General features: G+C 40.5%; 20 protein-coding genes, 1 pseudogene and 1 riboswitch. Of the genes and pseudogenes, 6 read left to right on the top strand and 15 right to left on the bottom strand.

Going from position 1 to position 19,176, the window contains the following annotated elements; all coding sequences use genetic code 11:
- Positions 1-71 precede the first annotated feature (71 nt).
- The 6 genes from N780_RS17445 to N780_RS17420 form a co-directional block, all read right to left on the bottom strand.
- Complete coding sequence (locus tag N780_RS17445) at positions 72-1,166, bottom strand: sensor histidine kinase (protein WP_036787082.1); 1,095 nt, start codon at positions 1,164-1,166, stop codon at positions 72-74.
- The gene (locus tag N780_RS17440) at positions 1,153-1,836 is read right to left on the bottom strand and encodes a response regulator transcription factor (RefSeq protein WP_036787079.1); all 684 of its coding nucleotides are present in this window, start codon (positions 1,834-1,836) and stop codon (positions 1,153-1,155) included. The genes N780_RS17445 and N780_RS17440 overlap by 14 nt, the downstream gene beginning before the upstream one ends.
- A gap of 37 nt (positions 1,837-1,873) precedes the next feature.
- Positions 1,874-2,446, bottom strand: coding sequence for a TlpA family protein disulfide reductase (locus tag N780_RS17435; protein ID WP_332307822.1), 573 nt, complete (start codon positions 2,444-2,446; stop codon positions 1,874-1,876).
- A gap of 10 nt (positions 2,447-2,456) precedes the next feature.
- Positions 2,457-3,203 carry a cytochrome c biogenesis CcdA family protein gene (locus N780_RS17430; protein WP_036787076.1) on the bottom strand — a complete coding sequence of 249 codons (747 nt, stop codon included), beginning with the start codon at positions 3,201-3,203 and terminating at the stop codon, positions 2,457-2,459.
- Entirely contained in the window at positions 3,200-3,859 is a 660-nt protein-coding gene (locus N780_RS17425) for a hypothetical protein (protein WP_198135882.1), read from the bottom strand. The genes N780_RS17430 and N780_RS17425 overlap by 4 nt, the downstream gene beginning before the upstream one ends.
- Positions 3,860-4,142: 283 nt before the next feature.
- Positions 4,143-4,793, bottom strand: a complete 651-nt coding sequence (locus N780_RS17420; RefSeq protein WP_084599724.1) for an SDR family oxidoreductase — start codon at positions 4,791-4,793, stop codon at positions 4,143-4,145.
- Positions 4,794-5,039: 246 nt separating this feature from the next.
- Between N780_RS17420 and N780_RS17415 the strand changes: the two genes are divergently transcribed.
- Entirely contained in the window at positions 5,040-5,582 is a 543-nt protein-coding gene (locus N780_RS17415) for a general stress protein (protein WP_036787066.1), read from the top strand.
- Positions 5,583-5,913: 331 nt separating this feature from the next.
- On the opposite strand, the gene N780_RS17410 is transcribed toward N780_RS17415, so the two are convergent.
- From N780_RS17410 to N780_RS17390, 5 genes are all read right to left on the bottom strand, one after another.
- The gene (locus N780_RS17410; protein ID WP_036787063.1) at positions 5,914-6,123 is read right to left on the bottom strand and encodes a hypothetical protein; all 210 of its coding nucleotides are present in this window, start codon (positions 6,121-6,123) and stop codon (positions 5,914-5,916) included.
- A gap of 170 nt (positions 6,124-6,293) precedes the next feature.
- Positions 6,294-6,803 carry a hypothetical protein gene (locus N780_RS17405; RefSeq protein WP_036787057.1) on the bottom strand — a complete coding sequence of 170 codons (510 nt, stop codon included), beginning with the start codon at positions 6,801-6,803 and terminating at the stop codon, positions 6,294-6,296.
- Positions 6,804-7,087: 284 nt separating this feature from the next.
- Positions 7,088-7,912 (bottom strand): MetQ/NlpA family ABC transporter substrate-binding protein, encoded by an 825-nt coding sequence (locus N780_RS17400; protein WP_036787055.1) that lies wholly within the window; start codon positions 7,910-7,912, stop codon positions 7,088-7,090.
- 17 nt (positions 7,913-7,929) lie between these two features.
- Positions 7,930-8,592, bottom strand: a complete 663-nt coding sequence (locus N780_RS17395; RefSeq protein WP_036787053.1) for a methionine ABC transporter permease — start codon at positions 8,590-8,592, stop codon at positions 7,930-7,932.
- Positions 8,552-9,595 carry a methionine ABC transporter ATP-binding protein gene (locus N780_RS17390; protein WP_036787042.1) on the bottom strand — a complete coding sequence of 348 codons (1,044 nt, stop codon included), beginning with the start codon at positions 9,593-9,595 and terminating at the stop codon, positions 8,552-8,554. The genes N780_RS17395 and N780_RS17390 overlap by 41 nt, the downstream gene beginning before the upstream one ends.
- 112 nt (positions 9,596-9,707) lie before the next feature.
- Positions 9,708-9,813, bottom strand: a riboswitch (SAM riboswitch).
- Positions 9,814-10,064: 251 nt separating this feature from the next.
- On the opposite strand from N780_RS17390, the gene N780_RS17385 reads away from it, so the two are divergent.
- Entirely contained in the window at positions 10,065-10,826 is a 762-nt protein-coding gene (locus N780_RS17385) for a coiled-coil domain-containing protein (RefSeq protein WP_036787040.1), read from the top strand.
- Positions 10,827-10,900: 74 nt separating this feature from the next.
- Here the strand turns inward: N780_RS17385 and N780_RS17380 are convergent, their stop codons facing one another.
- A complete protein-coding gene (locus N780_RS17380) occupies positions 10,901-11,575 on the bottom strand; it encodes a hypothetical protein (RefSeq protein WP_036787038.1) in 675 nt (224 codons plus the stop codon).
- Positions 11,576-11,764: 189 nt separating this feature from the next.
- Here N780_RS17380 and N780_RS19990 point away from each other — a divergent pair, with 189 nt between their 5' ends.
- On the top strand, positions 11,765-11,911 hold the full coding sequence (locus N780_RS19990) for a hypothetical protein (protein ID WP_156969226.1): 147 nt from the start codon (positions 11,765-11,767) through the stop codon (positions 11,909-11,911).
- Between the two features lie 195 nt (positions 11,912-12,106).
- Here the strand turns inward: N780_RS19990 and rlmD are convergent, their stop codons facing one another.
- A complete protein-coding gene (gene rlmD, locus N780_RS17375) occupies positions 12,107-13,612 on the bottom strand; it encodes a 23S rRNA (uracil(1939)-C(5))-methyltransferase RlmD (protein WP_036787036.1) in 1,506 nt (501 codons plus the stop codon).
- 256 nt (positions 13,613-13,868) lie between these two features.
- Between rlmD and N780_RS17370 the strand changes: the two genes are divergently transcribed.
- A complete protein-coding gene (locus tag N780_RS17370; protein WP_036787034.1) occupies positions 13,869-14,786 on the top strand; it encodes an ABC transporter ATP-binding protein in 918 nt (305 codons plus the stop codon).
- Positions 14,783-15,559, top strand: coding sequence for an ABC transporter permease (locus tag N780_RS17365; protein WP_036787032.1), 777 nt, complete (start codon positions 14,783-14,785; stop codon positions 15,557-15,559). The genes N780_RS17370 and N780_RS17365 overlap by 4 nt, the downstream gene beginning before the upstream one ends.
- A gap of 77 nt (positions 15,560-15,636) precedes the next feature.
- On the opposite strand, the gene adhE is transcribed toward N780_RS17365, so the two are convergent.
- The gene (gene adhE, locus N780_RS17360) at positions 15,637-18,240 is read right to left on the bottom strand and encodes a bifunctional acetaldehyde-CoA/alcohol dehydrogenase (protein ID WP_036787030.1); all 2,604 of its coding nucleotides are present in this window, start codon (positions 18,238-18,240) and stop codon (positions 15,637-15,639) included.
- Between the two features lie 66 nt (positions 18,241-18,306).
- A complete protein-coding gene (locus N780_RS17355; RefSeq protein WP_036787028.1) occupies positions 18,307-18,534 on the bottom strand; it encodes a hypothetical protein in 228 nt (75 codons plus the stop codon).
- A 543-nt stretch (positions 18,535-19,077) separates the two neighbouring features.
- On the opposite strand from N780_RS17355, the pseudogene N780_RS20220 reads away from it, so the two are divergent.
- Positions 19,078-19,164 (top strand): annotated as a pseudogene (locus N780_RS20220) (protein YhfH); the annotation flags it as partial.
- Positions 19,165-19,176: the final 12 nt, after the last annotated feature.

The following is a 19,176-nucleotide window of genomic DNA, read 5'->3' as shown; positions in this document are numbered from 1 at the left end:
GTGGTGAGAACTCTCCTTGATCAAACGTTTGATTAAATTATTCAGACCTTTAAATAAAAAAGAGCATTGGTTTATTCCAGTGCTCCTTTAACAGGTAAATGAAACCAAAAAGTATGTTCGCTTCCTTCTGATTCCACTCCGATTTGACCTCCATGACGTTCTACTATTTCTCTTGCAATGGCAAGACCAAGACCGGTGCCACCAGTTTCCCTGCTTCTTGAAGGATCTGCGCGATAGAACCGCTCAAAAATTTTCTCCCGATCCTCTTCTGCTATCCCCGTTCCAGGTCCCTTAATAGATACTTGATAGGTATCTTGGTTCAGCTTTCCCTTTACTAAGAGAGGCGCACCTCCCACGTAATAGCGTAGTGCGTTATCTAGTAGGTTATTAAGAACTTGCTGGATACCTTCTTGATCCATATACAGTTCTTGAGCTTCCACCTCTACATCACACTCTACACCACGCTGCTCCATTGTTCTTTGAAAAATCGAGATACAAGATCGGATCACGGTTTCAATATTTACTCTCTCCGCCTTAGCCAGGCGTTGATGGGATACGTGATCCCACTCCTTCAATTGATCCAACTGTTGAACCATATTGGTAAGGCGATTTGACTCTTCATATAGACTTTCATATAATTCCTGGTTCCCTTCTAACACACCGGACTTAAGAGCATTTAAATAGCCACTTATATTCGATAAAGGAGTACGAAGTTCATGAGAGAGGTCCGTGACAATTTTCTTTCTCTCTCTTTCATTCTCTTCTAATTGATTGACCAACTCATTGTAATGACCTATAAATTCATCCAGTTCATGGCGGTTACCCGATGAAACGGGTTTAGGGTACTTCCCTTCTTTCAGGGCTTTCGTCGTTTCAATTAAATCTCTTATAGGTTGAAGCAATTTTCTGGTGAATACATAATTTAAAAGGCTTCCTAGAATAATGGCACACAAGCTAAAGATCAATAGATACTGAAATAGAGTTTGCCTAAATTGCGACTGGCGAACAGCACCCGTGTCCATATTGGCAACAAGAAAACAAGCAGTATTATAAATAGACCACCCACTAATCCCTACGAAAATGGCAATAATGATTACATTTATAATTGTCATACGCAGGAGGAAACCTTTTTGTAAACGAGATAAAATCCATTTACTCAGTGACAAATTTATACCCCATTCCCCGTACAGTTTGAATCCGCTTGGGATCTGTTGGGTCTGTTTCAATCTTCTCCCGCAGCTTCTTAACGTGAGCATCTATCGTGCGATCTAAAACGTTCTGCTCTGCTAGAGGATATAGATTCTGTAAGAGCTGATCTCTTGATAACACCATATCGGGATTAACCATAAAGTAATACAATAAGTTAAATTCGTATTTAGTAAGACTTATCGCTTTCTCATATAAGAGCACTTCTCCCTTTCGAGGCTTTATACACAGCCCGTCATACACGACCTTGTGGCAAAATTGACCTGTCCGACGAAGAACCGCTTCAACATGAGCAACTAACTCATCCGGATCAAAGGGCTTTGTGATATAATCATCTGCTCCCATACGAAGACCTGTGATCTTATCACTTGTTTTGGCTTTAGCCGAAAGCATCACAATCGATACTTCATTTCTCTCTTGTTCGCGAATCCATTCACAAAATTCCTCTCCACTCACCCCTGGAAGCATTAAATCTAAGATGACCAAGCAAGGATGATGCGTTAAGAAAACTTGTTTAGCCTCTTCTCCATCAGAGGCTTCAACGGTTTCATAGCCTTCCTTATGCAAATAGAGCGCCACAAGTTGTCGGATCATTTTATCGTCTTCTACTATTAAAATCGTCCGTTTCATATTCATCACCACTTCATAGTATATATCACGGGATTCTTTAGTTCATGCTCTCGAATTGCTGTACCATTCTCTCATAATTCATAGCCCCTAACGACTTGTGGCGAATAATTCCTTTTGAATCAATCATATAGGTAGTCGGTATGGGTCTGATTTGATACAAAGTAGAAATATCATTTTCTCTGTCTAATAAAATAGGGAAACTTAATTCATATTCATTTTTAAAGGCATTTACATCGTCCACTTTTGCTTCTGTTGCCGTTAAGTTAACAGCAAGAATTGTAATATCTTTATTTTCATGAAACTTCTGCATATCCGGCATTTCAGCTCTACATGGAGGGCACCATGTAGCCCAGAAATTTAACATCACCCGCTCACCTTTATAGTTCGATAAAGATGTCTTCTCTCCTTGCAATGTTTCTACTTCAAAATCAGGAGCTTGTTGACCTACTTCTAATCCTTCTTCTACACTTTCTACTGATTCGCCTTGTATTTCTGTACTTTGACCTTCATCCTTGGAAACTGGCGACTGTTCCTTACTTGTAAAGTCATAAATAGCCCAACCAAACATTCCTACAACGATCGCAACGATCATAATTCGCTTTATATTCATACGCTCACTCCTAACCTAAGTTTGAAAACCAAGTTCCATCTAAGAGTTGCAACAAGTAGTTTGAGAGGCTCGCCATTTTACCAGAGAACAGCAAGGCCCCCATACTAATCATCACACTGCCTCCAATCTTCATTAAACGCCCACTGTACTTCACGAGCCACTTTGTTGAACCTAGGAAGAAAGACAGCACAAGAAACGGAACAGAAAATCCGATTACGTACATAAACGTATACAGAGCCCCCTGTGTAGGATCTGATCCGGCCACAACTAATATAGAGGCGAAAATCGGTCCTATACACGGTGTCCACCCAGCCGCAAATCCAATCCCTACAAATACAGTACCTAAGTAACCTGCAGGCTTTTTAGCAATTTGCAATCTCTTCTCATTCATAAATAAAGGGATTTTGATCCATCCTGTAATCAGGAAACCCATTAGAATAATGAAAATCCCCGCCAACCGTTGTAACAAAAGGCCTGAATTTCCAGTTAACAATCCTTGAATCCATTGGCCTAACAACGATACACCAATACCAAGTCCCATAAAGATTAACGACACACCCAGCAAAAAGAATAACGAATGAAGAAGTAAAGTTTTCCTTACAGCAAGGGAAGAAGAATCCTTCAATTCTTTCACACTAACCCCTGTAATGTATGACAAATAAGCTGGAAATAATGGCAGCGTACACGGAGACAAGAAAGAGAGTACCCCTGCCGCAAAGGCTAGCCAAACCGTAAGTTCTGATACAGAAGCCGTCATGTTCTCACCTTCTTTCCATAAAGTAATGAAACAAAAATAAAACTCATAAGAATCCAAACCCACAGATCTACTTTGTAATGGAAGAGAAACGTTTCACCCAAGATCAAAGTCAGCATAAACTTCCCTGCAATAAACGCTCCGAACATCCCATACCACCAACTTTGCTGCGATCTTGCAGTAAGTGAAACCACCTGCCAAATAACAAGCACGCCTGCTAATACTAATTCTCCTACATAAACCGTTCCAGAAGACGTCCATATGACCGCCATAAAGTAATAGACAAACAGAGAATAATTCACAATCAGAACCAGAGATTTACTAATTGCCAACTCTCCTACTCGGTGACGATACCTCCACATACTTAAGATAAAAGTTAACAATAAACCAATATATAACGCTTGATGATTACTAGGATATATAAGAATAGAAATCGGGTCTTTCCAAAATGCTTCCCATTTTAAAAGGACCTTTCCAACCCATATGAAGATTAGTAACCATACGAAAAGATCGCTAATCCCACTAAGAGCTTTGCGCGTCTCTGATTTAGAAAATGGGCTAGTCATCATGAACAGTAAAACACCACTTACAAGAGAAATCGCAAGAGCAAAAAGGTAAAACGAAATGACAAACGGACCTACTACCATCGCATGGATCATCCTCCTTCCTTTTTAAACCAGAATTATTAAAAACAGAATACAAGATGAATATGAAAATTTGATGAAAGTGAGGGTACTATTTAGGAAGGATAAATGAATTTCTCTCAAGTCTTGATCAAACGTTTGATCAAGACTCAAAAAGCTTATTAAAAGGCCACTACAATGGATGAGCAGTTGAAGTAGGTCAAAAAAAATAAACCTCTCAAGGAATCGACCTTGAAAGGTTTATAAAGGGATCTCTTCATTTGTTTTACACTTAAACATTTTGCCCAATAAAAGGTTATTACAGATCCTTCACTGCATCATGAACTGACTTAGGTCCGCCGACAATTTGAAATTCCTTGCCGATTGTGGACTCCTGTTGCAGACTCGCCAAAATAACGCTCGCTACGTCTTCACGTGGAATCTCGCCTCTTTCCACTTTCTCAGAAGCTTCAATTTGTCCAGTTCCTTCATCATTTGTCAGCATGCCTGGGTGGATAATTGTATAATCAAGATCCGTTCTTCTTAACCAGTCATCCGCATAGTGCTTCGCGGCTACATAAGGGGAGAAGGAAGATGGAGCTTCCTGGATCGCCTCACGCGTTGTATCGAATGAGCTAATCATCACGTAACGCTTCACTCCTGCTGATTTAGCCGCTTCAATTGTTTTCACAGCACCGTCTAAATCAATCAGCATCGTTTTATCAGGTCCTGTATTTGGCCCAGAACCAGCAGTGAACACAACTGCGTCTACACCTTCTGTTGCTTTTGTAATTTCGTCAGGACTTCCTTCTAAATCGACAACAACCGGTTCAGCACCTAGATCCTTAAAGTAAGATGCTTGCTCTTCTTTTCGAATCATAGCCTTCGCTTGAAGACCTTCTGTATCTTGAATTTTCTTTACAAGATGTTTCCCAACTTGTCCATTTGCACCAACTACTAGTACTTTCACTATGTTTCATCCTTTCTTGACTAACTCTTTTATTTATACCCTAATTGCTTCAATTGGCTCACACTTTTATATAACCGAAACGATGAGAAAGGAAACGAATGAATGTTCTTTCCGCTTTCCTCTCTCTATATGTAGAATCTTTTTTTATGTTTACCTATATGTTTTATTTTGCTCATTTAAGGGGTCATCTACCAATTTTTCGGGTATAGAATATTATCAGAAGACAAACTAGGAGGATGATCTCGTATGGATACTAAGATTATAGGCGGCGTTTTCTCAGAACTAAACCATGCCGAGAACGCCATATCAGAGTTGCAACACCTTGGGTATGATTCAAACGACATTTCTGTTTTCGCAAAAGAAAAGGAAAATGTGAAGAGATTGGAAGAGGAAAAAAATTCACCATCCTCATCTAGTCATGATGAAATAGCGGATGGCGCCGGAAGTGCAACTGAACTAGGAGCTATTTCAGGAAGGTCTTTAGGTGGGATCGGGGGACTGCTTACAAATATAGGACTGGTGCCGGTACCTGGTAAAGGAACATTAACTTCAGCGGGGCCGATTGCATTCAATTCTGGCGAAGAATCAGATGCAGGCGGGGAAGGAGTTACACATTCCCTTCATAAAGCTGGCATACCTAAAGAAGATGCTCAGCAGTACGAATCTTATGTAAAGGATGGTAAAATCATTGTACTTGTAGAAGCGATTGGGAATATGCAGCATGATGTCTATCGAACCTTCTTGACGAACCATTCTGAAAATCGAGCCATGTATCCTGATTCTTATTAAGTCATTGCTTTAGCACAGTTCTGCAATCTTTTGGATATGGGGGGCGATATATGGTCAACACCCATGCCTATTCCCTCACATTACGTCTATTCCGGTAATATTTCCCCGGAAATTGTTGGACTTACTCTCCTCATTCGACATCTTGCTTGTTTTCGGGAAGCACTAGTTATGAACAGCTATACCAACAATCTTGCCTAACTCATTATAGAGGACGAAGAAAAAGCGTCATTCCATTTAATGGCGCTTTTTCTACTATGTATATTTAATTGTACTCCCTCTTTCATAGGTGTAGCTTCTGTTCTAACCAACTTAAATGCCCCCCTTAACTTCTTTAATTCATTTCACAGCTCTTACACTTTGTTTCTTCTTCCATAGCGGCATTAAATAACACCTTATATACTTTTTGCTTATCCTTTTCAATCTCCTCCCCGCATAAAACGCAGTTATTTCGATCTTTCCAACCAGGTCCAATAAAACGCAGAAATAAAACGAGTCCCACAGCTAACATCGTCCCACCATATAGTAGGAAAACCCACAACATCTTCGCCTCACCACTCTATAGTTTAGGAGCAAAATGAATTTTGCACTTCATTCAACGGAGCTTTACTTTTTGTATATCTGCCAAAAGCCCCAAACAATCCCTGATAAAATGCCACCAAACAGGATAAACATCCCTACAAAAGCTATTACGTCAAGCAAGCCTCCACCTCCTTATATTATAAAGATCGTCACAACAAGGAAAAGCATAGTTCCAAAGAAAGACATTCCAATCTTCTTCTCACCACTAATGGTATTCCCTTTAACTTTTTGAACAGTAGCTAACACCAAAAGGTTTACTAACAAGAGAAAGTAATAAAGGATAAGGTAGAGACTTAGGCGATAACGTTGCAGTAAATCCCTAAAAGGGTCCATCATGAATCCGGTTATGTATAAAACCAGAGATAAAACCAAGAAAATTATCAAAATTAATGGAGCCTTATCCCAAAAGCGTGATGTAAAAATGGTCGGATTCTTCTTTAATTCCAGACGTATTATAAGACTGAATATCCCTACTATTAGAGCAAGGAATAGAATCGTTAGGATAGCGGGAAGCAAGCTATGAGCATGTGAGGAAATCATAGGCACAGCAATCACCTGGTTGAATTGTTCCGCTACGAATGCCAGCATTCCTAACATGCCAATGAGAATGGTTTGCCACAGCGTCCAGCGTGAGAACAGCAATCTTTCTTCCCCCTTACGTAAATGAATTGGTCTCCCTTCTTATATACGTTCATACACCTCATTCTGTTTCATAGATTTACCATATAAGTAGAGAGAATCCTCATAACTACCAAACGACTTGAAAAGAAGACCACCTTCCCTTTGCAGATAAGAATCTTGTTATTCCTCACAGAAACATCCCACATATTGCCTACCGACCACTCATCAACCGTAACGAACCCAACACTTTAACAAAGCCTATAAAAAAGACTACTCTCCATCTGGAAAGTAGTCTTCTAAAGCCTTTACTCTTCTTTCATCCACGCTGGCTTACCAAACCCTTGAAACTCTTCATCAATAATCTTCTCGAACTCATCAGATTCAATGACTTCTTTAATATCCTTCACAAATTGAGAATCTAAATCTTCCGTTTTAACCGCTACCCGGTTCCGATACTGATCAGGCATGTCTTCAAGAGCGAGTGCGTTTAATAAATCCATCTCCGCTGCAAGGGCATAGTTACCAGGGACAAGTGATAAGTCTTCACTATCGACAAGGCGTGGAAGCTGAGCCGCTTCTACTTCTACAAATTCAAGTTCTTTAGGATTTTCTTTAATATCTCTTAAAGAGGCACGAAGAGGATCAACATCTTCTTTAATCTTCACTAATCCCTCATCCTCTAAGATAATTAAGGCACGTGCTAAGTTAGTCGGATCATTTGGAAGCGCCATGGTACTTCCCTTCTCAATACTCTCAATATCTTCAAACTTATTCGAATAGATCCCCATTGGAGCTGTAGGAACAATAATCACTTCAGATAAATCCAAATCATGTTCTTTTGCAAAAGATTCTAAGTAAATGCCGTGCTGAAAAAGGTTCGCATCAAGATCTCCACTGGCTAATGCTTTATTAGGCTGTACATAGTCTGTGAATTCTTTGTTTTTCACTTCATACCCTTTCTCTTCAAGAAGTGGAGCGATGGCTTTTGTTACCATATCGCTGTATGGACCAGAAGTTGCCCCGAATTGAATCGTCTCTTTTCCAGAGGCATCTGCATTTTCATCTCCTCCACAAGCTGCTAACACGGTAAGGGTTAATAGGGCTATACCTAGTGTGAATAATTTTTTCATTGTAATCGTCTCCTTTATTAGCTCTTTTTCACTGACTTTGCTGTAAAATCTCCAACGTACTGAATAACCTGGACCATAACAATTAAGAGAATGACGGTTGTGAACATGACAAAGTTGTCATAACGATAGTATCCATATCGGATCGCTAAATCACCAATACCACCGCCTCCGATTGTTCCAGCCATGGCTGAATAGCCTACAAGACTAATAGCAGTAATCGTCAAACCACTGATTAGACCTGACTTAATCTCAGGGAAAATAATATCTTTAATAATGAGCCATGGCGATGCCCCGCAAGAAATAGCCGCTTCGATCACACCCCGGTCAATATCTCTAGCTGATGACTCTACAATTCGCGCATAAAAAGGGATCGCAGCTACGGATAAAGAAACAGATGCTGCCACTGGCCCTGTTGTCGTTCCTAATAATAGATCGGTAAACGGAAACAAAAAGACTAATAGAATGATAAACGGAACAGAACGGACAAGGTTTACAATGACACCAGTTATACTCTTCACCCATTTATTCTCAAGGAACAAATCGCGATCCGTTACAAATAAAAGCAACCCAAGCGGTAATCCTACTACAAATGAAACCACTAACCCGATTCCTACCATAATTAACGTATCGAGAAAGGACTTACTCAGCTCTGGCCATAGTGTAATCAGTTGATCGATCATTCTCTATCACCTCCACTTCTCCTAATGTTGCTCGCAGGCTTGCTAGTGCCCGGTTAATTTCCTGGTTATCCCCCTTTAATTCCATGACAAAGGTTCCAAGGGGCTTCTCCTGAATATAGTCGATCTTTCCATGAAGAATATTGCCTCGTATCCTGTGCTCTTGAAGCAAGTCAGATACAACCGCTTCTCCAGCCAAATCCCCAGTAAATTTTAAAAGAACGATGGTTCCCTCGCTCTTCTTAAGGAGTGCCTCAGGAATCGTAAAATCGATGACCGTCTTAATGAACCGTTCTGTTAACTCATTCTTTGGGTTTGCAAAGATATCGTATGTATCGCCTTCTTCGACCACCCTGCCCTGCTCCATAACTGCACATCGGTCACAGATTTCTTTAACGACTTCCATCTCATGTGTAATCAACACGATCGTTAACCCAAGTTCCTGGTTAATTTTCTTCAGCAGCTGAAGAATGGATTGTGTTGTGTTTGGATCAAGAGCGGAAGTAGCCTCATCACATAACAGCACTTTCGGATTATTGGCGAGGGCTCTTGCAATACTCACGCGTTGTTTTTGCCCTCCACTTAGTTGAGCGGGATACTGGTTCGCTTTATCAGATAATCCCACAAGTTCGAGCAATTCTTCCGCCCGTTGCTTACGCTCTATGCGCCCCACTCCTGCAGCTTTTAATGCAAAGCCTACATTTTCTACAACAGTTTTAGCCATTGTAAGGTGGAACCCTTGAAAGATCATACCGATAGATTGGCGTGCCTTTCGTAATTCTTTTGATGACAGAGACATGAGATCGATTCCATCTATCGTCACCTTCCCGCTTGTAGGGCGCTCAAGAATGTTCAGGCAACGCAAAAGCGTGCTCTTTCCCGCTCCGCTATACCCAACGATCCCAAACACCTCTCCTTGATTGATATCTAAGGATACATCGTCTACACCGATAACTGTTCCTTCTTTCGATGCGTATGTCTTACTCAACTGTTGTATGGAAATCATCGATCTCCCCCCGTTTCTAAACTGTTGTTCGTTACGTGCCAAAAACTCTTGTAAAAATAAAAAAACCCTTTTCCATTCGGAAGAGAGTTTCGCCAAATTAAGACCTGCAAAACCCTTATCTCCCAGAATGTGTTTCATTCTGCCGGAATTAGCACCACTCCATCAGGAAGGTTGCTGTGACGTCAACGGGCCTCTCCCTCGGTCACTCTTGATAAGAATTGAAATCGGTTATTCAGTTATACTTTATCACTTTAACGCATGTTATTGCTTTTGTAAACAATATTCTGAACTTTCCTTTAAAGAACTTTCCTTCAAACTAGAATGTTTAAGAACAGCTGCTTCTAACTCACTCTTACAAGCACTATGCATTCCTTCATTGAATACTGCCGTAACAAATTAAAGTTATATACATAAGATGTGTTAGGGATAATAGGCTAGTGCTTGAAGTGAGGGGAAGGGGAACTTCAGAATGAATAAAAAACCCGGAAATACGAACATGCCGTCCAAAGGGATACCTACACATGAGCAAATAGAGACAACAAGGTGTTCTAAAGACATAGCAGACACTAAGAACGCTCTATCAAATGAATTGAACCTTTCGGAAGATGCGCTTGTCTTTCAGCAAATCGCCTTTTACTACGAACAGCAATTAGATGACTTAGGTGGCCAACAAATTCAACTCACAGAAGCTATTACTCATATTAGGGATAACCTTGAATTGATCGAAAAGCAAATAGGTGCAATAAATGATGCATTAAGAATAAATAACGAAACCTCCATTCTAGAAAGCACCCAACAACAAAAGGTCGAAATTACAAATCAAATAGAACGCTTAGGAACTTCATTAATTAATGTTATTAAGCAAGAAAGCGAGAATATGGCTCAATTTATGATAACAGCTCTCGAACAATTAACAGCCAGAGTGGAAGAACAATCGAGAGACAGTCAAGTGCTCGTACAAAGTACTACTCAAAAAAAAGAAAATTTAGAAATAGCATCAACGAAATATGAAGAAAGTAATATGAACATAGAAGATTTGTATAAAGAGATTATACTTGCAGGTAATGAGTTAAAAAAGCATAACGAAACCTTTCTGGAAATGAAAGAAGCAATAAAAGAACAATCACAGCAACTTATTGAGATTCTAACCGAATCCAATCAAAAAAGAGAGCAAAAAAAAGCCACCAGGCAACTCCCTATACACCAGAAAATTTATAAAGGGAACATGTAATCTAGTAAAAGCCATAATAATTTATGTAGGGATCCCATAGTTCTATAAGAGCTATGGGATCGTTTTTTAAATTCTTAACGTGCAGGGATGCATTTTTGAATTACTGAATCATTGATTTCGAAAGTAGCTTTAAAGCGCACAAATCTGTCTTTACAACGGCCTTCATCTGAGCTGAAAGTAGTAATCTTTTCGAAGTTCTTACATTTGTGAAGAGTCGCTTTTTCACTTCCACCCTTTACTCTGATTAGGTCACAAACATCACTACTATTTACAGTACCACCGTTAAACAAACCGTTTAAACAGTCACAGATATCTTGCAAGCGATCGACATCATTGTTTGGATCAAAGTAGACGGCATTGTCGAAACATACAGTGTCATTGCATACGATGGCTGTTGAATTTGTAGTTCCTGTATTTTCAGAACATACAGCCGGATCATTGAAACGCGTTTCGATTTGATATGGCATACAGCCTTTTATAACTAGAGCAGGTGTTACAATCGTTCGGTCTGCAGCACCACTACAGGATAGAACAACTTCACATTGTTCGACGACACAACATAAACATGTTGGATCATAAGAAATGCGTGGGTCATCAGTGCTGAAATCATTGTTAAAGAACGATGGCACTTGTTTCACACAACATGCATCTACTTCCATACTACAGTCACACGGGTCGCTAAGAGGGGTTAGGTTGTTCCCCTTAACCTCCGCATCACTAACCTCTTTTGTTACTTTTTCTTCACTCACTATTATCATCCTTTCTATTTGAATTCTCTATAACCTATTCAAATGGGCAGGAAAGAGTTTGAGCCAACAACCTAAAGTTAGAAAAAAAGAGGTTTTCCCCTAATAAATGGGTTGTATCATTAAGAAAGAACTTATTAAGAAGCATATACAATTGGAAACTGACTTAACGAAGAAAAGGAGAATGATATAGTGGTTAAAAGAAGGAAATTACCAAAAAGAAAGTGCAGCAAATGTTCTAAAAAGAATAAAATCATTGGAAGCAAGCAGACAGAAGACCAAGCACCAAAAGCTCAAAAGACAGATCAAATACATGATCAGAAGCATGATAAAGAGTAATCATCCCAAAAACTGTGATTTATGCTTTAATGATCTAATCCACCACTCTTTCTCACTAATTGCCCCCCTCATAGTGCATAGCCTCTAAATTCTATCCACAAAAAACTACCTCCATTCAAAACAAGGAGGTAGTCTTCTTATAATATCTTGAAATTATAGCTTACCTAAAAAAATGAAATCTCATCGGTTTCCTGCTTAATCTTTCCGTACTAATTTCACAACTGACTCTACATGGTAAGTTTGTGGAAACATATCTACTGGCTGAATGCCATCAACCTGATACCCGTTCTTCACCAAGTACTTCAAATCACGAGCCTGCGTCTCCGGATTACACGATACATACACAACGCGCTTTGGCTTAAGCTTCGCCACACTTGATAAGAATGCTTCGTCACTGCCGCTTCTTGGCGGGTCCATAATAACGACATCTGCTTTCTCACCCTTTGAAGCCATGTTCACCATAAACTCACCAGCATCTCCTTGGTAGAAACGGGCATTCTTCACTCCGTTACGTTTAGAGTTGCGGATCGCGTCACGAACGGCATCTTTATTAAGCTCAACGCCAATAACGTTTCCAGCTTTCTGACTGGCAATAAGGCCGATTGTACCAATTCCGCAGTAGGCGTCGATTACAGTTTCATTTCCTGTAAGCTCTGCCATTTCTATGGCTTTCCCATACAATTTCTCCGTTTGAACCGGGTTGATTTGATAGAACGATTTAGCCGAGATCTCGAACTCCATTCCACCAAGTGTATCCGTAATCGTTCCTTTACCAAACAGAACTTTCTCCTGATCACCAAGAACCATAGACGTTTTCTTGTTGTTTACGTTCATAAGAAGAGTTGTAATTTCAGGATGAGCTTTTCGTAAAGCTTTCACGAAATTGTTCTTCCCCTTAAATTCAGATGAAGCCGTAACAAGGACAACCATAATTTCACCGCTGACCTTGCCGACCTTAATGAGCACGTGACGAAGAAAGCCTTGTCCCGTGTCTTCATTATAAGGCTGCATCTTCGAATGTTTGAGATAGTCTTTTATCGTATTCACAATCTCGTCCGCTTTTGGATCATGAATCAAACAACGATCCATTGGAATAATCTCATGGCTATTCTGAGCATACAGGCCACCAATCACCTGTCGATTCTGGTTAAGACCAAATGTCGTATGACTCTTGTTTCGATAATCATACGGGTGATCCATTGTCATAATCGGAAGTGGCTTGCCAAATGGTTTCATGAGCTTATCGATCGTTTTTTGCTTGAAGCGATCTTGAGCGTTATTGGTCATATGTTGGAGCTGACAGCCTCCACACTGATAGTAATACGGGCATGGTGGCTCCACGCGTTCTTTCGCCGCGCTGATGACCCGCTTTACTTCCGCATTTACATAGGGACCTTGTCTTGTTACAAGGACTTCAGCCTTCTCACCAGGTAAAAGATGCGGAACTTCAAGCTCTTTCCCTTCCCACTGGGCAATACCTTTGCCCTCTGAAGTCAGACCAGAACAGGTCACTTCAGCCGTTACAGCCTTGCTGCCGCCTCGTTGACGTTTATCAGATGCATGACGCTTGCCTTTTGATTTGCTGTCTCCACGATTTCCTCGCGTTGCTTGTTTCTTTCCGTACGGTTTCTCAGAACTATTGGGTTTATTTCTGGTTTTATTACCAGACTTCTTATATCCGTTATTCTTTCGTTTATTCATAGGCACTTCCCAACTTTTCTTCTTCTTCTTTGACACTCCATTATATACTACAGAGGGTGAACAGTAAAACTAGTAAAACTCTCCCCTTTGGGAATGGTTCCCCTACCACGCCAGTATTTTCTTTTCATCCACCATCCCCTATTCCATATAATGTGAGATTGTGGTACGGTAAGTTCTGTGTTCCTATAAATGGAATGAAACCTTTTATTTACCATAAACGTAAAGGGATACAGTATCTAACAAAGGAGCTGATTGTTTGTCATCTAAACCACTTGTAGTTAAAAATCTATCAAAATCGTTTAAGAAAAAAACGATTATTGATGACCTTTCCTTCGAACTTGATAAAGGAAAAATTTATGGATTCCTCGGACCAAACGGTGCCGGAAAAACAACGACAATTCGCATGCTTGTAAGTCTTCTTCACGCTGACAAAGGAGAAATTATCGTTAATGGTCATAACTTAAAAACAGAGCGGAGCAAAGCTCTCTCAAGTATTGGAGCTGTAGTTGAAAATCCAGAGATGTATAACCTAATGTCAGGCACACAGAACATGCAACATTTCAGCCGTATGCACACGCCAAAGATTTCACAAGACCGAATTAACGAGCTAGTGAATTTTGTAGAGTTGTCAGGAGCTATTGATGATAAAGTGAAGACATATTCACTGGGTATGAAGCAAAGGCTCGGGATTGCACAGGCCCTGCTTCATAAACCATCTATCCTTATTCTTGATGAGCCAACAAATGGGCTGGATCCAAAAGGCATTCGGGAGTTGCGTAGTTATCTAAGAACCTTGGCAGATGACGAAGGAGTCACTGTACTTGTTTCTACTCACCTTTTGTCAGAAGCGGAAATGATGTGTGATGAAGTGTTGATCATCCAAGACGGGAAGTTCGTAAAACAATTCTCTATGAATGAAAAGACTGAATCGGAAGAACAAAGAGTAAAGGCTTTATTCCGTGCTACTTCCAACAAGGAACTCATCCCTGTGCTCGAGAAATACGGTACAGTAGAAGAAGATAAGAAGTACATAACTCTTTCAGAAATTGAACAAGATCAAATTCCGACCATTATTAAAGAAGCTTCAGACCAAGGAATTCTTTTGTACGAAGTCATCCTAAAAGATACCCTTGAAGACCAATTCCTAGAACTGACAGGAGGCGAAAAAGCATGAGCTCTTTAATGTATAACGAACTGTTAAAGACCTGGTATCGAAACGGCGTCAAATGGTTTCTTATCATTGTGTTGGGATTATACCTTATTATATCGGTTTCCCTACGCATCTTTTTGAACGAAGGGGCGCTTCCATCAGCTGAGTCGTTCCTGATTACTTCTCAGATGCTTATAAATGGAACATTTCTGTTATTTTACGGTGTCATTATAACAACCTCGTCTATTACGAGCGAATTTCATAAGGGGACAATTAAGCAACTGGCGATCCGACCTATCTCAAGGCTGTCTCTCCTTGGATCTAAACTAGTGAGCGGCTTTCTGGCTACCCTTATGCTAATGGTAGTCTTTAACATTATCATTTACCTTGTGTCTGTACTGCTATTTGATGCATCATCTGCTTCTGAGAACCTTTTAGTAACAGCTGCTTTAGCTTGTTTATATCAAATTCCTGTTTACGTGTTTTACCTCTGTTTATCCGTCATTATCGGGACTTTGTTTAAAAGCACAACTGTGGCGGTTGTCCTGTTCTTTGTAATCGATACAGCGGGTGGCATGGTGACGGGTCTCTTCCAATTACTAGATTGGAATGCAAGCTACTTTATCTACCCGAACCTAACGCTTGAGGTTTACAGCGACAATGAAATTATTAGCAATCAGGCCATGGTAATGGGCGGTGGAGAAGGACTCTTGTTTTCTCTTACCATCATTGCCGTTTACTCTCTCATATTAGCCGTTATCGGTTTTTATAGATTTCAAAAGCAAGATATCGCTTGATTTAGATAGGAAAGCAAAGAACCTTAAGGTTAAACACCTTAAGGTTCTTTTTTTAATAGATTTATCAAATTTACTAGCTATACTCCTTTGTACGCCTTACGATAAACCTCAGCTAATTCTGTCACAAGCGGTAATTTAGGGTTCGCTGTTGTACATTGATCTTCAAACGCACGGTCTGCTAACAAATCCAGTTTAGCTTCGAATTCTTTGGCATCGACTCCGTTCTCAGCTATGCTCATTGGAATATTTAATTCCTGTGCCAAACGAATAATGGCTTGAACTAAACTCTCAACACCCTCTTCTGTTGTGCGTGCTGGCAACCCTAGCATGCGAGCGATTTCGGCATAACGGATATCAGCTTTGAAGTGCTCATACTTAGGAAATGCTGTGAATTTATTTGGTTTTGTTGCATTGTAACGGATTACGTGTGGCATAAGGATGGCATTAGAACGACCGTGAGCAATGTGGAACTCAGCGCCTAATTTATGTGCCAAACTGTGGTTAATACCTAAGAATGCATTGGCAAAAGCCATGCCGGCAATCGTTGACGCGTTATGCATTTTCTCACGAGCTTCTTCATCCTTATCGCCGTTGCGATAAGCTCTTGGTAGATACTCAAACACCAGTTGGATCGCTTTCATCGCAAGACCGTCTGTATAATCATTGGCCATATTAGACACGTAAGCTTCAATGGCATGAGTCAGGACATCCATACCTGTATCTGCTGTAACGACTTTTGGTACGGTCATGACAAACTGTGGGTCGATAATCGCTACATCAGGTGTTAACTCATAATCAGCTAATGGATATTTCACATTCTCTTCTTTATCTGTAATAACAGAGAAGGATGTCACCTCTGAACCTGTTCCAGAAGTCGTGGGAATGGCTACAAATTGAGCTTGCAATCCTAGTTCAGGGTATTTGAACACACGTTTACGAATGTCTAAGAATTTCTGTTTCAATCCGTTGAAATCTGTATCAGGTCGTTCGTAGAATAGCCACATTCCTTTAGCAGCATCCATTGCGGATCCTCCACCTAACGCGATAATCACGTCTGGCTGGAACTGCTTCATCATTTCAGCCCCGCGCATCACGGTTTCACTGGATGGATCCGGTTCTACATCAGAGAAGATTTCACAGTGTACGTAATCTGGGCGTTTCCGTAAGTAGTGCAAAATTTTATCAACATACCCAAGCTTCACCATGCCCTCATCCGTAACGATAAAGGCTCTTGAAATCTTAGGCATTTTCGCTAAATACTGAATGGAGTTCTTCTCAAAATAGATTTTCGGCGGAATTTTAAACCACTGCATGTTATTTGTTCGTTTCGCCATTTTCTTAACGTTGATTAAGTGAACAGATCCTACATTCGTAGACACTGAGTTCCCACCATATGTTCCGCATCCTAGTGTCAGGGAAGGCATGTAAGCATTATAAATATCCCCAATAGCACCTTGAGAAGATGGCGCATTTACAATGAGGCGGCCTGCTTTCATGCGTAGACCAAAGGCATCAATGACCTGCTGATCTTCTGTATGGATCACGGCAGAGTGACCTAATCCACCAAACTCAAGCATTTCTTCTGCTCGTTTGAATCCTTCTTCAGCAGAGTTCGCTCTATAACAAGCAAGCACTGGGCTAAGCTTTTCCCTAGATAGTGGATAATTAGGGCCGACACCTTTTAACTCGGCTACTAGAATTTTAGTATCTTTCGGAACGGTGATCCCTGCCATTTGAGCGATTTCAAAGGCTGGCTTCCCTACAATATCTGCGTTAACGGCACAAGAATGCTCATTGATCACAAGCTTTTCGACTTTTGCTCGCTCTTCTGGGTTTAAGAAGTAGCATTTGTTATCGATCATTTCTCGTTTAACGTCTTCATAGATTTCTTTATCAATTATCACCGCTTGTTCAGAGGCACAAATCATTCCATTATCAAACGTTTTAGATAGGATTAAATCGTTCACAGACCGTTTTAGATTCGCTGTCTTTTCAATATAACAAGGAACGTTACCAGGACCCACTCCAAGAGCTGGCTTCCCTGAGCTGTAGGCTGACTTCACCATACCTGCTCCACCCGTTGCTAGAATAAGAGAAATGCCGTCATGAGTCATCAGTTTCTGAGTTGCTTCTAATGAAGGAGTCTCAATCCATTGAACACAGTGTTCTGGCGCCCCCGCGCGAACTGCTGCATCTCTTACTACTCTGGCTGCTTCTGTACTACATTTCTGAGCAGACGGATGGAAAGCGAAGATAATCGGATTCCCCGTTTTAATCGACGTAATCGCTTTAAACATTGTTGTAGAAGTTGGATTGGTAACAGGTGTAACCCCCGCGATGACTCCAACTGGTTCTGCAATTTCCACCATACCTTCTTCGCTTAAATCATTGATAACGCCGACCGTTTTATCGTACTTAATATTGTGATAGATATATTCCGTTGAGAACAAGTTCTTGATGATTTTATCTTCATAAACGCCACGCTTCGTTTCTTCTACCGCTAACTTAGCAAGAGGCATATGCTGATCCAATCCAGCAAGAGCCATTTCCTTCACAATAAAATCAATCTGTTCCTGATTTAGTTCCTTCATTCCCACTAAAGCCTTTTTCCCATTAGCCACTAACGCATCAACCATCTTTGAAGCCTTTTCGAGTTTTAATTGCTTTTCCTCAACTGCCATTATAAACCCTCCCATAACTTTGTGAAGTATTTCACATAATTATTTATAAAAAGCTAGGCTATTTTCTTAAGCACAAACTGGGTTACGCGGAATTTTAACAAAAGAAATATCTTTATACATACGTGCGTTTTGTTTAATCATCACAACATTATTTGTGGTCCAGATAAATGATGGTATATCTTGCCCATCCTCCAACATCATTGCTTTAAACTCATCGCCTAAACTTTCTTCAAACAACTCAAGCGTATAGGTCTCTGTATCAGTGGTGAAGTCTTGCCATTTGCAGAGGATCATGGTTATCACTCCTTGTTTTCTTTGGTTGAGTACATCATATCACCTGACAACGCTTACAGTTTGTGAAATATTTCACAAATTTGTGAACATATGCAACTTGGGAGTTTAAGGCCGTTACGTTTGTAAGAACTTGGGGTGTCTGGGGAACGACTCGCTTTCCGCGGCCCCACACGACGTGGGGTCGTTCGACGTTGTCACAGGACGTGACGGTTTTAGTCGAACTTCCTCTTTCTTTTTAGAGCCTCCTCGGGAAACCCACCCTGCGGGGTCTCGTCAACCTCTTTCTCCCGCAGGAGTCTCCCCGTTCCCCAGACACCCCTGGCTATAGTTTTACGAACGGCCTCGCATTTTAAGAGTTGCGAAAGTCGCATAGTTTCCGCATCGGGCAAAGAGAACGAGACCTTTTAAAAAAAATAAAAATAAAAGTTACACAACCAAGCCCTCTTGCGTAAACTGTACCATAACAGTTAACAAAATTAATTTTTGTTATATAAAAGGAGCGAAAAAATAATGAAAAAGTCAGATCAAAAAGCTACAGTTTCGTGCCCCCAGTGTGGAACAGAGGTTAAATCACAGGTTTATACGTACATGATGGAATGCGATCGTTGTTTATCTAAAAAAGATGAGTAGCAGAATACAGCA

The sequence above is a fragment of the Pontibacillus chungwhensis BH030062 genome (assembly GCF_000770675.1).
In the GTDB taxonomy this organism is placed as follows: Bacteria; Bacillota; Bacilli; order Bacillales; family BH030062; genus Pontibacillus; species Pontibacillus chungwhensis.
The sequence above is the reverse complement of the archived record's forward strand: the minus strand, read 5'-3'. Positions and strand labels throughout refer to the sequence as shown.

Coding starts and splice junctions, on each gene's coding strand:
- N780_RS17415 (WP_036787066.1), top strand. CDS start 5,040: ATGGATACTAAGATTATAGGCGGCGTTTTCTCAGAACTAAACCATGCC.
- N780_RS17440 (WP_036787079.1), bottom strand. CDS start 1,836: ATGAAACGGACGATTTTAATAGTAGAAGACGATAAAATGATCCGACAA.
- N780_RS17365 (WP_036787032.1), top strand. CDS start 14,783: ATGAGCTCTTTAATGTATAACGAACTGTTAAAGACCTGGTATCGAAAC.
- N780_RS17430 (WP_036787076.1), bottom strand. CDS start 3,203: ATGACGGCTTCTGTATCAGAACTTACGGTTTGGCTAGCCTTTGCGGCA.
- N780_RS17410 (WP_036787063.1), bottom strand. CDS start 6,123: ATGTTGTGGGTTTTCCTACTATATGGTGGGACGATGTTAGCTGTGGGA.
- rlmD (WP_036787036.1), bottom strand. CDS start 13,612: ATGAATAAACGAAAGAATAACGGATATAAGAAGTCTGGTAATAAAACC.
- N780_RS17425 (WP_198135882.1), bottom strand. CDS start 3,859: ATGATCCATGCGATGGTAGTAGGTCCGTTTGTCATTTCGTTTTACCTT.
- N780_RS17355 (WP_036787028.1), bottom strand. CDS start 18,534: ATGATCCTCTGCAAATGGCAAGACTTCACCACTGATACAGAGACCTAT.
- N780_RS17400 (WP_036787055.1), bottom strand. CDS start 7,912: ATGAAAAAATTATTCACACTAGGTATAGCCCTATTAACCCTTACCGTG.
- N780_RS17395 (WP_036787053.1), bottom strand. CDS start 8,592: ATGATCGATCAACTGATTACACTATGGCCAGAGCTGAGTAAGTCCTTT.
- N780_RS17435 (WP_332307822.1), bottom strand. CDS start 2,446: ATGAATATAAAGCGAATTATGATCGTTGCGATCGTTGTAGGAATGTTT.
- N780_RS17390 (WP_036787042.1), bottom strand. CDS start 9,595: ATGATTTCCATACAACAGTTGAGTAAGACATACGCATCGAAAGAAGGA.
- adhE (WP_036787030.1), bottom strand. CDS start 18,240: ATGGCAGTTGAGGAAAAGCAATTAAAACTCGAAAAGGCTTCAAAGATG.
- N780_RS17385 (WP_036787040.1), top strand. CDS start 10,065: ATGAATAAAAAACCCGGAAATACGAACATGCCGTCCAAAGGGATACCT.